The organism is Cryptocyanus atlanticus LEGE 06306, from assembly GCF_056633155.1.
Genome location: NZ_JBSJOZ010000005.1, coordinates 123,130 through 136,125, shown reverse-complemented (window position 1 = coordinate 136,125; position 12,996 = coordinate 123,130). Strand labels below are relative to the sequence as shown.

15 protein-coding genes and 1 pseudogene are annotated in these 12,996 nt (G+C 72.5%); 9 read left to right on the top strand and 7 right to left on the bottom strand.

Annotated features, from left to right (window positions below; translation table 11 throughout):
- Nucleotides 1-3 precede the first annotated feature (3 nt).
- From ACWJI7_RS07580 to ACWJI7_RS07555, 6 genes are all read left to right on the top strand, one after another.
- Nucleotides 4-129 carry a hypothetical protein gene (locus ACWJI7_RS07580; protein WP_479936725.1) on the top strand — a complete coding sequence of 42 codons (126 nt, stop codon included), beginning with the start codon at nt 4-6 and terminating at the stop codon, nt 127-129.
- 5 nt (nt 130-134) lie between these two features.
- Nucleotides 135-1,031, top strand: coding sequence for a HEAT repeat domain-containing protein (locus tag ACWJI7_RS07575; RefSeq protein WP_479936723.1), 897 nt, complete (start codon nt 135-137; stop codon nt 1,029-1,031).
- Between the two features lie 57 nt (nt 1,032-1,088).
- On the top strand, nt 1,089-1,301 hold the full coding sequence (locus ACWJI7_RS07570; protein ID WP_479936722.1) for a DUF2997 domain-containing protein: 213 nt from the start codon (nt 1,089-1,091) through the stop codon (nt 1,299-1,301).
- 30 nt (nt 1,302-1,331) lie between these two features.
- Nucleotides 1,332-1,724 (top strand): DUF1257 domain-containing protein, encoded by a 393-nt coding sequence (locus ACWJI7_RS07565; protein WP_479936720.1) that lies wholly within the window; start codon nt 1,332-1,334, stop codon nt 1,722-1,724.
- A 73-nt stretch (nt 1,725-1,797) separates the two neighbouring features.
- The gene (locus ACWJI7_RS07560; RefSeq protein WP_479936719.1) at nt 1,798-2,217 is read left to right on the top strand and encodes a ferredoxin; all 420 of its coding nucleotides are present in this window, start codon (nt 1,798-1,800) and stop codon (nt 2,215-2,217) included.
- Nucleotides 2,218-2,241: 24 nt separating this feature from the next.
- On the top strand, nt 2,242-3,450 hold the full coding sequence (locus ACWJI7_RS07555) for an aldo/keto reductase (RefSeq protein WP_479936717.1): 1,209 nt from the start codon (nt 2,242-2,244) through the stop codon (nt 3,448-3,450).
- A gap of 28 nt (nt 3,451-3,478) precedes the next feature.
- On the opposite strand, the gene ACWJI7_RS07550 is transcribed toward ACWJI7_RS07555, so the two are convergent.
- On the bottom strand, nt 3,479-4,267 hold the full coding sequence (locus tag ACWJI7_RS07550; protein WP_479936716.1) for a 16S rRNA (guanine(527)-N(7))-methyltransferase RsmG: 789 nt from the start codon (nt 4,265-4,267) through the stop codon (nt 3,479-3,481).
- Nucleotides 4,268-4,324: 57 nt separating this feature from the next.
- Between ACWJI7_RS07550 and ACWJI7_RS07545 the strand changes: the two are divergent.
- Nucleotides 4,325-4,489: pseudogene (locus ACWJI7_RS07545) on the top strand (J domain-containing protein); the annotation flags it as partial.
- 436 nt (nt 4,490-4,925) lie between these two features.
- Nucleotides 4,926-5,192, top strand: coding sequence for a DUF3143 domain-containing protein (locus ACWJI7_RS07540; RefSeq protein WP_479936714.1), 267 nt, complete (start codon nt 4,926-4,928; stop codon nt 5,190-5,192).
- Nucleotides 5,193-5,198: 6 nt separating this feature from the next.
- Here the strand turns inward: ACWJI7_RS07540 and bioA are convergent, their stop codons facing one another.
- Genes bioA through ACWJI7_RS07510 form a run of 6 tightly spaced genes read right to left on the bottom strand, consistent with a single transcriptional unit; the run spans nt 5,199 to nt 10,032 of the window.
- Complete coding sequence (bioA, locus tag ACWJI7_RS07535; protein WP_479936712.1) at nt 5,199-6,464, bottom strand: adenosylmethionine--8-amino-7-oxononanoate transaminase; 1,266 nt, start codon at nt 6,462-6,464, stop codon at nt 5,199-5,201.
- Nucleotides 6,465-6,482: 18 nt separating this feature from the next.
- Complete coding sequence (locus ACWJI7_RS07530; protein WP_479936710.1) at nt 6,483-6,635, bottom strand: hypothetical protein; 153 nt, start codon at nt 6,633-6,635, stop codon at nt 6,483-6,485.
- Nucleotides 6,632-7,303, bottom strand: a complete 672-nt coding sequence (bioD, locus tag ACWJI7_RS07525) for a dethiobiotin synthase (RefSeq protein ID WP_479936708.1) — start codon at nt 7,301-7,303, stop codon at nt 6,632-6,634. The genes ACWJI7_RS07530 and bioD overlap by 4 nt, the downstream gene beginning before the upstream one ends.
- Before the next feature lie 25 nt (nt 7,304-7,328).
- Nucleotides 7,329-8,135 carry a methyltransferase domain-containing protein gene (locus tag ACWJI7_RS07520; protein WP_479936707.1) on the bottom strand — a complete coding sequence of 269 codons (807 nt, stop codon included), beginning with the start codon at nt 8,133-8,135 and terminating at the stop codon, nt 7,329-7,331.
- Nucleotides 8,132-8,833 carry an alpha/beta hydrolase gene (locus tag ACWJI7_RS07515; RefSeq protein WP_479936706.1) on the bottom strand — a complete coding sequence of 234 codons (702 nt, stop codon included), beginning with the start codon at nt 8,831-8,833 and terminating at the stop codon, nt 8,132-8,134. The genes ACWJI7_RS07520 and ACWJI7_RS07515 overlap by 4 nt, the downstream gene beginning before the upstream one ends.
- Nucleotides 8,830-10,032, bottom strand: a complete 1,203-nt coding sequence (locus ACWJI7_RS07510) for an aminotransferase class I/II-fold pyridoxal phosphate-dependent enzyme (protein WP_479936704.1) — start codon at nt 10,030-10,032, stop codon at nt 8,830-8,832. The genes ACWJI7_RS07515 and ACWJI7_RS07510 overlap by 4 nt, the downstream gene beginning before the upstream one ends.
- Nucleotides 10,033-10,125: 93 nt before the next feature.
- Here ACWJI7_RS07510 and ACWJI7_RS07505 point away from each other — a divergent pair, with 93 nt between their 5' ends.
- A complete protein-coding gene (locus ACWJI7_RS07505; RefSeq protein WP_479936702.1) occupies nt 10,126-12,996 on the top strand; it encodes a DEAD/DEAH box helicase in 2,871 nt (956 codons plus the stop codon).

The window sequence follows — 12,996 nt, the reverse complement described above, 5'->3', positions numbered from 1 at the left end:
GCCGTGTCGTTCCTGCGCTCCACCCTGCTGCCGGTGGCGATCGTGCTGCTCTTCGCCGTGGCACTCGTCGCGGTAAGTGCGCGCATCTGGCTGCCGGGCGACATGGCGGCTCCCGCCCCGCTCGGCTGACCGCCATGACGGAGCATCCCAAGCCGGATCCGCGCCAGAGCGATCCCAGCGCGGACACCCCGGCCCCGGGCCCCGCCGCCGGCCCGTCGGGTGGCCCGGCCAGCAGCCCGGGGGGCTGGGGCACCGGCTTCAGTGCGGTGGAGCTGGCCTTCGACCCCGAGCTCCTGGCCGGGGAACTGGCCGAGGAGCTGGAGGGGGATCCGCTCGATGCCCTCGACGCCCTCGATCCCGGCGACCACGACGTGGCCGCGGAATGTGACCTGGGCCTGGTGCTGCTGGCCGGCGAGCAGGACCAGCGCATGCAGGGACTGCGCATCTTCTGTGAGCACCGCGATCCCCGCGCCATCCCCCTGCTGCTGCCCCTGCTGGAGGCCCCCTGCCCGATCCTGCGCATGAGCGCGGTCTATGCCCTGGGCCGCAACCCCGACCCCCGGGCGGTGATGCCCCTGCTCGCCCTGCTGCAGGACGACAGCAACGGCTACGTGCGCAAGGCGGTGGCCTGGAGCCTGGGCAACTATCCCGAGGCGCCGGTGCTCAATCCGCTGATCCGGGCCCTTCAGCACGACGTGGCCGCCGTACGGCTCTGGGCGGCGGGATCCCTGGCCGACGCCGGAGGCAGCGGCGCCGCCAAGGCCGATCAGGCCGCAGCCCAGCTGCTGCTCAGCCTGCGGATCGATTCCGAGCCGGCCGTGCGGAGCAACAGCGCCTGGTCCCTCGGCCGCCTCCACGACCATCTGGTGGAGCCCCGTCGGCGGGAGCTGGTGGAGACCCTGCTGCAGGTGCTGCTCCACGATCACGACGCCACCGTCCGGGACGAGGCGCGGGTGGCCCTTGAGCAGCTGGAGAACCCGGCGGTGCTCGAGCGGCTGCACATCCTGGTGGAGGAAGGGTTCCTGAGCTGAGGCGGTCTCCGCCAGCCCAGGAACCCGGTTAACATCGCCCCACCTGAACGCTCCTGGATGGCCCAGACCACCATCCGTTACCGCATCCGGCCCGATGGCCGGGTTGAAGAGCTCGTGGAAGGTGTTCGAGGGGATGGCTGCGAGCAGCTCACCGAGCGGATCGAATCCCGGCTCGGCACGGTTCAGCAGCGTCACAGCACCGCCGAGGCCTTCCAGCCCCGGTCCCAGATCGCTGGTTCCACGCTGCCGGTCCAGCAGCGTTCCTCCTGAGTTCCGCTCGCTCTCACCCCGCCGATCCCCATGTCCCACTTCAGCACCGTCAAGACCGAGCTCCGCGACCGTCAATCCCTGGTCGATGCCCTGCGGGATCTTGGCCACGATCCGGATCTGGGCGAGCGTCCCGTGCGGGGATACCGCGGCCAGACCGTGCTGGCTGAGCTGACCCTGCCCCAGAGTGAAGGGGGCGACATCGGATTCCGCTGGAACAGCGAGAGCGGCAGCTACGAACTGGTCACCGACCTCGATCTCTGGAAGCAGCCCGTGCCGATCGAGCGCTTTCTCTCCCAGCTGACCCAGCGCTATGCCCTGCGCTCGATCCTGGCGGCTTCGGCCCAGGAGGGCTTCCAGGTGGAGCACCAGTCCGCCCAGGTGGATGGAAGCATCGAACTGGTGGTCACCCGCTGGGACGGCTGAACGACCGCTCCGGTGTCCAGCTTCTGACGTCCTGACCCCGGAGTCCGGACCCTGACCTGAAGACCACCCCCCGATGTCCACTCCCGCCGCGGAGACCCCCATCCGCTCCGCCGCCGACCCCTCCCTGGCCTTCGCCGCTCCAGCCCGGCCCACCCCTCAGGCGAGCGGAGCGGAACCCCAGCTGGGTGGTGCCCTGCGGCAACAGGCCGTCTGGGTCGATGAGGCCGTCTGCATCGGGTGTCGCTACTGCGCCCACGTGGCCGGCAACACCTTCCTGGTGGAACCGGACTGGGGCCGCTCCCGGGCCATCCGCCAGGACGGCGACAGCACCGAAACCATCCAGGAGGCCATCGACACCTGCCCGGTGGACTGCATCCACTGGGTGGCCTACGAGGACGTCCCCTCCCTGGAGGAGCGACTGCGGAGTCAGGAACTGCAACCCCTGGGGTTCCCGTCCCATTCCCGCACCCGGCGCACCCTGCCCCGTGCCTGAGCGTCAGCGCTCCTCCGTTGGCCGATGATCCCCACCCGCCGCTTCGGTCGCACCGAGCTGGCCATGCCGGTGCTGTCCCTGGGGGGGATGCGCTACCAGCAGAGCTGGACCGATCTGCCCGCTGACCAGATCAGCCCCGCCAGCCAGACCAATCTGCGCCGCACCCTGGAGCGGGCGGTGGGCGCCGGTCTCCACCACATCGAGACCGCCCGGCACTACGGCAGCTCCGAACGGCAGCTCGGGGCCCTGCTGCCCGGGGTGAGCGACCCCGGGCGCATCCTGCAGAGCAAGGTGCCCCCCGATGACGACGCCGGTCGCTTCGAAGCCGACCTCGCCCTCAGCTTCGAGCGGCTGGGGGTGGAGCGGCTCGACCTGCTCGCCATCCACGGCCTCAACCGGCCGGAACACCTGCACCAGACCCTGCGCCGGGGCGGCTGCCTCGAGGTGGTGCGGCGCTGGCAGGACGACGGTCGGATCGGATCGGTGGGTTTCTCCACCCATGCCCCGCTGGATCTGATCCTCGAGGCGATCGCCACGCAGGTCTTCGATTACATCAATCTGCACTGGTATTACATCCTGCAGCGCAATCAACCCGCCCTCGACGCCGCCCGGGAGCAGGACATGGGGGTGTTCGTGATCAGTCCCACCGACAAGGGCGGTCATCTGCACAGCCCCTCGACGCGCCTGCTGGAGCTCTGCGCCCCCCTGCACCCGATCGTCGTCAATGATCTGTTCTGCCTGGAGCGAGCGGCCATCCACACCCTCAGTGTCGGGGCGGCCCGCCCGGAGGACCTGGACCTTCATCTCGAAGCCGTGGCCCTGCTGCCTCAAGCCGCCGACCTGCTGCCGCCTGTGCTGGAGCGGCTGGAGGGGGCCCGATGCGCAGCCCTCGGCGCGGCCTGGCTGGCCAGCTGGCAGCAGGGCCTGCCCAGCTGGGAGGAGACCCCGGGGGAGATCAACCTGCCGGTGCTGCTCTGGCTGCACAACCTGCTGGAGGCCTGGGATCTGGAGGGCTTCTGCCGGGCCCGCTACAGCCTGCTCGGGCAGGGAGGGCACTGGTTCCCCGGCGCTAACGCCGATGCCCTCGACGACTCTGTGACGGAGGACGACCTGCGCCGGGTTCTGACCGCCAGCCCCTGGGTCGACTCCATCCCGGCGCGGCTGCGGCGCCTGCGGGAGCGGGTGGGCGGGACCGCCAGCCAGCGGCTGATGACCTCCGGTGGGGACGGCTGAATTCCGTCGGAGGCCAGGCCTGGCCCCCTTAGCCAAGCGGCTGCTTGGCCGGCACCCCCACCGGCCTGGGGTAGGGGGCGGGGCAGGAACCGGTGGAACGCAGCAGCACGGCATGGCGCACACCGCGGCCGCCGGGAAGGTCCCGACGCTCCACCCGCTCGATCACGGCGCGCAGGGGACCCACCGCCCGCTCCAGGCCCCGCTGATCCGCCGCCGACCACTGGCCCCGGTAGAGCAGGGCGTGACCGCCCGGCCGCAGCAGCGGCACCAGATACTCCGCCACCACCGGTGCGGCGGCCACCGCCCGGGCCATGGCCCAGTCATGGGCACCGCGGCAGCCCCGCTCCCGGCCGCTGCGCTCCACCCGCTCACAGCGCACCTCCACCCGCTCGGCCAGGTCGAGACCGGCGGCCATGGCCCGCACCGCGTCCGCCTTGCGACCCACCGAATCCACCAGGGTGAGGCGAGCCGCCGGCAGGGCGATGGCCAGGGCCAGGCCGGGGAAACCGCCACCGGTGCCGACGTCGATGCACCGCAGCGGTGGATCGGCCCTCCCCAGCAGCGCCCGCCAGGGCCAGAGGCTGTCGAACACCTGGGCGATCCAGAAGTCGTCGCCCTCCACCAGGCGGGTGAGGTTGAGCCGGCCGTTCCAGTGGCGAAGCTGCCGCTGCAGGCCGCCGAACCGATCGAGCTGGGAGGCGCTGGGCCACCAGCCCAGCGCCTCCCACAGCCCCTGGGGAACCGTGGCGACCTCAGGAGCGGGACTGGAGCCGGTCTCGGCGGCTGCGCCGGCACCGGCGGCGGGAAGGAGGGCCATCCACTCCAGCGCACAGGGAACAGCTCCCTAGGATCTCGCAGCAACGGCGCGCGGTTGGTGGCAGGCGGCGAACAGCAGGCGACGGGCTCCTCCCTTTACGCCCAACTCCAGCTGCCCAGCTCGGCCTCGGCGCAGGAGCTGCGCCGCGCCTTCCGCTCGCTGAGCAAGCTCTACCACCCCGACACCACCAGCCTGCCGGCGGCGGAAGCGGAGACCCAGTTCCGTCGGCTGCAGGAGGCCTACCTGGTCCTGGGCGATCCCGATCGTCGTCAGGCCTATGACACCCAGTTGCGGCTCGCCCTGCTCCAGCGGGTGGCCGCCCTCTCGACGGCCGCGCCAGGCGCGGGGGGGGGCGCACCGCTGACCGGGGGCGGCCCCCCTGGCCCCGCCCAGCGGGGCCCGCTCCGGTCCCAGTCGGTGCGGCGGGCCCTCTCCGGCGGCGAGTGGTTCGCCCTGGTGCTGCTCGGGGCGGCCCTGCTGTTCAGCCTGGTGCTGGGCCTGGGGCTGGCCTGGTGGCGGGGCATCGAACTGGTCACCCCGCCGCCGGGACCGGCCACCCCTGCCGCCACCCCAGCCACAGCACGCTCCGCCACTGCGGCCCTGGCGATCGACACCGACCCCGGGCAGACTTCGGACCGGACAGGAGCCACCCCCGGGGATGATCACCTTGCCCCCTCCCCAGACGCCGCTCTACAACCATCCCCTGCCAGCCCTGGAGCAGTGGCTCCAGGGCCTGGGCGGGACGCGTCACCGCACCGATCCGACCTTCTGGGATCTGCACCGTCCCCACTGGAGCGCCCTGATCGAGCTGGAGATCGAGGAGCTGAAGGTGAGCTGGCTCCAGGAGGGTCGCTCCACGGTGCGGCTCTTCCCCTACGGCCTCAGCCGGGCTGATGTGGAGTCGGCGATCCTGGCCGGGCCCTGAGCCGGCTCAGAGCCGATCGAGGCCCTCGGCGATCGCCCCGTAACACCGCTCCAGCTGGTCATCGTCCAGACAGAGGGGCGGCAGCAGGTAAACCACCTGCCCGAGGGGTCGCACGTAGACGCCCCGCTCGAGGCAATGGCCCTGCAACCGCCGGCCCGCCGGATTGAGATAACCGGGGGTCTCGACGGCCAGATCGAAGGCGGCGATCGTGCCGCACACCCGGGGCCGCCTCACCAGCCGGTGGCGGCTCAACGTCTCCAGATGGGGCCGGTGGCGTGCCTCGAAGCCCTCGTACCGGCCCGGGGCCGCCAGCAGCAGGTCCAGGCTGGCGTTGGCGGCGGCGCAGCCAAGCGGATTGGCCGTGAAACTGTGGCCGTGAAAGAAGGTGTGGCGAGGATTCTCGCTGATGAAACCCTGGTGGAGCGCCTCAGTGGCCAGGGTCACCCCCATCGGCAGAAACCCGCCGGTGAGCCCCTTGGAGAGAGCCACCAGATCGGGCCGCAACCCAGCCCGGCCGCAGGCGAACAGGGCTCCGGTGCGGCCGAACCCCGTCATGACCTCATCGACGATCAGCAGGGCGCCGGCCTGCCGCACCTGCCGCTGCACGGCCCGGAGAAACTCCGGCCGCACCATCGCCATGCCGCTGGCGCCCTGGATCAGGGGTTCGAGGATCACGGCGACCGTCGGCACCTGGAGCAGCTGCTCCAGCGCCGCCAGAGCATGGCGTTCCTTCTCCTCCACCGCCTCGTCCCCCCACCAGGTGGAGGGCCAGGGGGCCCGGGCCACCGGGGCGAGCAGGCTCTCGAACGGCTCGGAGAACAGGGAGCGCTCACCGACCGCCATGGCCCCGAAGGTATCGCCGTGATAGGCCCCGTCGAAGGCGATCCACTGGCCGCGCGGCTCCCCCCGGTTTCGCCACCACTGCCAGGCGATCTTGAGGGCCACCTCCACCGCGGTGGAGCCGTCGTCGGAGAAAAACACCCGATCCAGAGCGCTCAGGGCCCTGAGGCGCTCCGCCAGGCGTTCCGCCTGGGGATGGCTGAAATCGGCGAAGATCACCTGCTCCAGCCGCCCGGCCTGGTCCGCTACCGCCGCCGCGATCGTGGGCTCCCCGTGGCCGTGCAGGGTCACCCACCAGCTGCTGATCGCATCGATCAGCCGGCGTCCGTCGTCGAGTTCGAGCAGGGCTCCGCGGCCGCCCACGGCCCGCAGCGGCGCAGCCCGGCCGGCCACCTGGGTGGTGGGATGCCAGAGGTGGGGATGCCAGCTCATGGGGCGGGGACGCCCGGATCAGCGACAGCGCTCATCCAGCACCGGCTGCGTGGACCAGGGACCGCAATCGAACCAGCGCAGGATGGCGAGCTCGGCATCGGTGAACAATGCCAGGATGCCGGCACAGAGGAGGGCGACCGACGCACTGACCAGCAGGTGGGACCGAGTCATCGCGCCAGGCTACGGCTGAGACCACTGGCCGGCCATTGGGCGGCGAGGGTCTCGGCGCTCAGCACGGGCAGGGGCGGAAGGCTGGCCAGTACAGGGGTGCCGCCCAGGGCGGCGAGGGTGCGGGGATTGTCCTCGTGGGGCGGACCGTTCAGCACCAGCCCCAGCAGCGGAATCCCACGACGCCGCAGGGCCTCCACCGACAGGAGGGTGTGGTTGAGGGTGCCCAGGCCGCTCCGGGCCACCAGCAGCACCGGCAGCCCCCAGCGGCCGATCTGCTCGATCTGCAGCAGGTCCCGCCGAAGGGGCACCAGCAGGCCACCGGCGGTTTCCAGCACCAGGGATCCCGCCAGCTCCGGGAGTTGCAGCCGGGCCGGATCGATCGGCCGGTCCTCCAGCTCCGCCGCCCAGTGGGGCGAGACCGGATGCTCGAAACGGTACGCCTCGGGGAGGATCCGCTCGGCGGCCGCCCGGGGGTCCAGCTCCAGCATCCGTCCCACCCGGGCGCTGTCGCCGCCCTCCTCCAGACCGCACTGGACCGGCTTCCAGTAGTGGGCCCCCAGCCCCTGCACCAGCAGCGCGCTCACCACGGTCTTGCCCACATCGGTGTCGGTGCCGCAGACCACCACCCGGAGGGGGGCCGCGCCGGAGGGAGGGATCGCTGGGGCCATGGGGGGATTCATCGTCAGGGGGGAGTCAGGCGTCGGGTCGGCGGCCCATCAGGAGCAGCACCTCCCAGCTGAATCGCTTGCCGGGGGGGTGGCCCCCGGCCCGGCAGGCCGGCTCCAGCGGCCAGTGGGCTTCCAGCCGCCGCCACTGGCCGGGGGCCAGGGGAGGGAGCGGGCTGGTACCGGCGCCGATCGCCTGGATCCGGCGCAGGAAGGTGAGGGCCCTAGGGGCGGTCTCGGTGAAGCACAGCCGCTGGACGCGCCGGGGCTCGAGCCCGGCCGCCGAGGCCGCGGTGAGGAGGGCCGAGGCCCCGGGCAGGGCAAGGGCGGTGCAGGGCACCCCGGCCCTGATCGCCGCCTGGCGCCACTGCGGAAAGCTGGCGGCGGTGGGCACCGTGAGAGCCAACCAGCCGCCAGGGGCCAGCCGCCGGCACCAATGGGCCAGCCGGTGCTCCGGGCCCTCCAGCCACTGCAGCGAGAAACTGGAGACCAGCAGCGCCGCGGCCTCGAGCTGCTCCGGCAGCTCACCATTGAGATCCCAGACCAGTCCAGGACCCGTCTCGGGCGACTGGTGCTCCAGCAGAGGGGCGCAGGCGTCCAGTCGCCAGGGGACCAGCTGGGGGCGCTGGGCCCTGAGGGCCCGGCTGAGCAGGCCGGTTCCCGCCCCCAGGTCGGCGCAGGGGCCGGGCGGCAGGGGGAGGTCGCGGCAGTGCCGGGCGAGCCGCCAGGCCACGGCCCGCTGCAGGCGCGCCTGCCGCTCGTACATGTCCGCCCGGCGAGCGAAGCCGAGGCGCACCCGCTCCGGGAACGGGCGGGCCTTCGTCGTGCCGTTCACGGGGCCGCCAGCCAATCGAGCACGGGATCCACCAGGTCGGCGCGCAGCAGACTGTGGCCCGCGGCTGCCTCCTGCCGCCAGGTCGCCGCCGGCAGGGCCCGGCGCAGCAGGGCCCGGCTCTCGGGGGCAACGATCCGGTCCTGGCCGGCCTCCACGATCAGACTGCGGGCCGCTGCGGGGTACCGGGACGGCAGCCCCGTGGTGGCCTCCAGCCGCTCCAGATCCCGCCGCAGCCGCTCCACCCCCGCATCCGGGAGGGGCTCGCTGCCGGGACCGGGCGGCAGCAGGGCGGCGGGATCGGGGGCGGCGGCTTCGGCCAGGAAGTCGTGCAGCAGGGCCGCCGCCTCCCCTCGCTCCAGCCGCACCGCCATGCTCCGCAGGGCCTGCCGCCCGCGCCGTCCGGGGGGGCCCGGCGGCAGGAAACGGCCGAAGCTGGCCAGCAGCACTACCGCATCGGCCGCCGCCAGCACGGCCTCCGGCAGCAGGTGCAGACCGAAGGAGTGGACGATCAGGCCGCGCCGACCGGCGACCGCGGGCCAGGCCGGGCTCCGAGGCGCCAGGGGACCGTAGCCGCGTTCACCCTCCTGCCAGCACCAGCCGCGCCGCTCGGCGGCCTGGCGCCAGGGCCGCCAGCAGCGGCTGTCGCCGGCCCAGCCGTGCATGGCGATCAGGACGAGGGGGGGGGCGGCGGCGGTCATGACCGGGCCGGGGCCGGCCCGGCCGGGCCGAGGGCCGCCAGCAGAAGGGCAAGGCTGCCCGCCGGCAGATCGTGGCGCAGCACCAGCCGCAGGCGGGCCGTCCCCACGGGCACCGTGGGGGGACGGATCGCCACGCAGAGCAGCCCCGCCCGCTCCAGTCTCTCCTGCAGGGCCAGGGCCGCCCGGTCGTCGCCGACGGCCAGCGGCAGGATCGGCCCCTCCCCCGCCGGCCGGGGCCAGCCGACTGCCTCCAGGCCGTCACGCCAGCGCTGGGCGCGTCGCCGCAGCCGGGCCCCCAGGTCGGGGTCGGCCTCCAGCAGCTCCAGGGCGGCCAGGGCCGCGGCCGCGAGCGGCGGCGCCAGGGCCGTCGTGTAGCGGAAGGCCCCCGAGGTCTGCAGCAGCCAGTCTCCGAGCGGGGCATCGCCGGCCAGAAACGCCCCTCCGGCGCCGAACGCCTTGCCGAAGGTGCCGCTGATCAGGCTCACCCCCGTCAGGCCATGGGCCAGCCCACGGCCGCCGGGACCGAAGACCCCGAGCGCATGGGCCTCATCGACCAGCAGCAGGCTGCCGAACCTCCGACAGAGCGCCTCCAGGGCCACCAGATCCGCCCGGGTGCCCTCCATGCTGTACAGGCTTTCGACGATCACCAGCAGGGGACGCCGGGGCTGGTCACGGCGCTGGCGAAGCAACCGCCGCTCCAGATCGCCCAGGTCGTTGTGGCCGAAGCGCTGCAGGCGGGCGCCGCTGGCCTGGACGCCCACCAGCAGCGAGTGGTGGATGCGGCGATCGGCGAGCGCCAGGGTGTGGCGATCGGCCAGGGCCTGCACCGCCGCCAGATTCGCCTGGAAGCCGCTGGGAAAGAGCAGCACGCGCCCTCGACCGAGCCAGCCGGCCAAGCGGTCCTCAAGGGCGGCATGCACCGCCCGGCCCCCGCTCACCAGCCGGGATGAACCGGCCCCGACACCGTCACGCTCGATCGCCGTGAGGGCCGCCTCGCACAGCCGGGGATGGCCGCTCAGGCCGAGGTAGTCGTTGCTGGCCAGATCCCACAGGGGCGCGGCCCCGCCGGCCTTTCCGTCTTCCGACAGGGGCCGCAGGCCGGCCACTCCGGCCGGGGCGAAACCACGCAGGCGCCGCCGGCGTGGTTCAGGAAGCTGCTCCAGGGTCCGGCGCAGGGGGGCAAGGGGATCGGCAAGCACGGCAGGGGCGCCGCGGCGGACGGCGGAGTCGGTGTCCAGTCTGCCCGCCGCCGCAGCGCCCAGGCCGAGGGGGGCAGCCCATAGGATTGATCGATGCAAACGGCAGGCACCGACGCCCCACCCCCGACCCTGGAGGTGGTGCCTGGCAACGACGGGGCGCCCTCGGTCCAGGCCTCTGAGCCGGCGGCCCCAGGGCCGGTTGATCCTGACCCGCTGGCGGTGCCGCCCCTGGAGCGGCTCTTCCCCTTTCCCCTTGATCCCTTCCAGCACGAAGCGATCGATGCCCTCAACCAGGGGCATTCCGTGGTGGTGAGCGCGCCAACGGGATCGGGCAAGACGCTGGTGGGTGAATATGCCATCCACCGGGCCCTGGCCCACGGCCAGAAAGTCTTCTACACCACGCCGCTCAAGGCGCTCTCCAACCAGAAGCTGCGGGATTTCCGCGAGCAGTTCGGTCCCGATCGGGTCGGGCTGATGACCGGTGATCTGAGCACCAACCGGGAGGCGCCGATCGTGGTGATGACCACCGAGATCTTCCGCAACATGCTCTACGCGGAGGTGGACCGGGGCGACGATCCCCTCGCCGATGTGGAGGCGGTGGTGCTCGATGAGTGCCACTACATGAATGACTCCCAGCGCGGCACGGTCTGGGAGGAATCGATCATCCACTGTCCGCCGCCGGTGCAGCTGGTGGCCCTCTCGGCCACGGTGGCCAACGCCGGTCAGCTCACCGACTGGATCGAGCGCGTGCATGGCCCCACCACCCTGGTGGTGAGCGACCACCGGCCGGTGCCCCTGGCCTTCAGTTTCTGCAGCGCCAAGGGGCTCCATCCCCTGTTGAACGAGGAGGGCACCGGACTCCATCCCCACTGCAAGGTCTGGCGGGCCCCCAAGGGGGATCGACGCAAGGGGAAGAGTCCGAAGCCGCCCCAGCCGGAGGCGGCGCCCCTCCCCTTCGTGGTGGCCCAGATGGCGGAGCGTGACATGCTCCCGGCCATCTACTTCATCTTCAGTCGCCGGGGCTGCGACAAGGCCGTGCGCGACCTGGGCCGGGTCTGCCTGGTGAGTGAGGCGGAGCAGGCGGTGATCCGCCGCCGTCTGGCAGCCTTCGTGGCCGCCACCCCGGAAGCGGTCCGGGAGGGGGGCCACGACGAGGCCCTCACCCGGGGCATCGCCGCCCACCATGCCGGGGTGCTGCCGGCCTGGAAGGAGCTGATCGAGGAGCTCTTCCAGCAGGGGCTGATCAAGGTGGTCTTCGCCACCGAGACCCTGGCGGCGGGGATCAACATGCCGGCTCGCACCACGGTGATCTCAGCCCTCTCCAAACGCACTGAGCGGGGGCACCGGCCGCTGATGGGCAGCGAGTTCCTGCAGATGGCGGGCCGGGCCGGTCGCCGCGGCCTCGACGTGCAGGGCTATGTGGTTACCGTGCAGGGTCGCTTCGAGGGGGTGCGGGAGGCCGGAGCGCTGGCCACCAGCCCCGCCGATCCCCTGGTGAGCCAGTTCACGCCCAGCTACGGCATGGTGCTCAACCTTCTCCAGCGCTACGACCTGACCAAGGCCAAGCAGCTGGTGGATCGCAGCTTCGGCCGTTACCTGGCCACCCTGGATCTGGCCGAGGATGAGGCCAGGATCGCGGCCCTGCGCGCCCAGCTCGCCAGCCTGAGCGGCCCCACCGCCGACGTGCCGTGGGAGGCCTTCGAGACCTATGAGAAGCAGCGCGAAGGCCTGCGTGAGGAGCGCCGCATTCTGCGGATCCTCCAGCAGCAGGCGGAGGAGACCCTGGCCCACGAACTCACCCTGGCCCTGCAGTTCGCCAGCGAGGGCACTCTGGTGAGTCTGAAGTCCCCCCAGCTGCGCGGCCGGGTCACCCCGGCGGTGATCGTGGCCAAGACCCCCGGGCCCGGCCAGTTCCCCCTCCTGCTCTGCCTCACCGACGAGAACGTCTGGATTCTGCTGCCCTGCAATGCCGTGGTCAGCCTGCACGCCGAGCTGAGCTGCCTGCAGGTAGACCAGCTGGCGGCGCCCGAGCTGCGTGCGGCCGGCGAGATCCGCCATGGGGATCAGGCCAGTGGCGGCCTGGCCCTGGCCGTGGGTTCGATGGCACGCCGCCACGACATGGTCACCCCCCAGTACGACCTGGCCGGGGAGGTGCGCAGCCAGGCCGGGCTCGTTCGCGACCTGGAGCAGGAACTGGAGGCCCATCCGGCCCACCGCTGGGGTGACCGTCGCCAGCTCAAGCGCCAGCGGCGTCGCATGGAGGAGCTCGATGCCGAGATCGAGGAGCGGCAGCGCCTGCTGCACCACCGCGCCAACCGCCACTGGGACACGTTCCTCGCCCTGATCGACATCCTGCGTGCCTTCGGCGCCCTGGCCGGAGCCGACGGGCTGGAGCCCACCGAGGTGGGCCGAACGGTGGCGGCCCTGCGGGGTGACAACGAACTCTGGCTGGGACTGGCCCTGATGAGCGGGCACCTCGACGACCTCGATCCCGGCGAGCTGGCCGGCGTGTTCGAGGCGATCAGCACCGAGGTCAACCGGCCCGATCTCTGGAGCGGCTTCCCGAGCCCGCCCCGGGCCGAGGAGGCCCTGCATGACATCGCCGGCCTGCGCCGCGAACTGCTGCGCCAGCAGGAGCGCGCCCAGGTGGTGGTGCCGGCCTGGTGGGAGCCGGAGCTGGTGGGGCTGGTGGGAGCCTGGGCCCGCGGCACGTGCTGGACGGATCTGATCGGCAACACCTCCCTCGACGAGGGGGACGTGGTGAGGATCCTGCGGCGGACCGTCGATCTGCTTGCCCAGGTCCCCTACGCCGAAGCGATCAGCGAGCAGCTCCGCACCAGGGCCCGCAAGGCCCTGGGCGCGATCAACCGCTTCCCGGTCTGTGAAGCGGTTGATCTGCTGGCCCAGCCCGGGGTGGCTCCTGCCACGACCCCGGCCTCTGCCACAACGGCTGCCGAGAGCTGA

Coding starts and splice junctions, on each gene's coding strand:
- ACWJI7_RS07555 (WP_479936717.1), top strand. CDS start 2,242: ATGATCCCCACCCGCCGCTTCGGTCGCACCGAGCTGGCCATGCCGGTG.
- ACWJI7_RS07560 (WP_479936719.1), top strand. CDS start 1,798: ATGTCCACTCCCGCCGCGGAGACCCCCATCCGCTCCGCCGCCGACCCC.
- ACWJI7_RS07550 (WP_479936716.1), bottom strand. CDS start 4,267: ATGGCCCTCCTTCCCGCCGCCGGTGCCGGCGCAGCCGCCGAGACCGGC.
- bioD (WP_479936708.1), bottom strand. CDS start 7,303: ATGGCCCCAGCGATCCCTCCCTCCGGCGCGGCCCCCCTCCGGGTGGTG.
- ACWJI7_RS07570 (WP_479936722.1), top strand. CDS start 1,089: ATGGCCCAGACCACCATCCGTTACCGCATCCGGCCCGATGGCCGGGTT.
- ACWJI7_RS07505 (WP_479936702.1), top strand. CDS start 10,126: ATGCAAACGGCAGGCACCGACGCCCCACCCCCGACCCTGGAGGTGGTG.
- bioA (WP_479936712.1), bottom strand. CDS start 6,464: ATGAGCTGGCATCCCCACCTCTGGCATCCCACCACCCAGGTGGCCGGC.
- ACWJI7_RS07530 (WP_479936710.1), bottom strand. CDS start 6,635: ATGACTCGGTCCCACCTGCTGGTCAGTGCGTCGGTCGCCCTCCTCTGT.
- ACWJI7_RS07565 (WP_479936720.1), top strand. CDS start 1,332: ATGTCCCACTTCAGCACCGTCAAGACCGAGCTCCGCGACCGTCAATCC.
- ACWJI7_RS07515 (WP_479936706.1), bottom strand. CDS start 8,833: ATGACCGCCGCCGCCCCCCCCCTCGTCCTGATCGCCATGCACGGCTGG.
- ACWJI7_RS07575 (WP_479936723.1), top strand. CDS start 135: ATGACGGAGCATCCCAAGCCGGATCCGCGCCAGAGCGATCCCAGCGCG.
- ACWJI7_RS07540 (WP_479936714.1), top strand. CDS start 4,926: ATGATCACCTTGCCCCCTCCCCAGACGCCGCTCTACAACCATCCCCTG.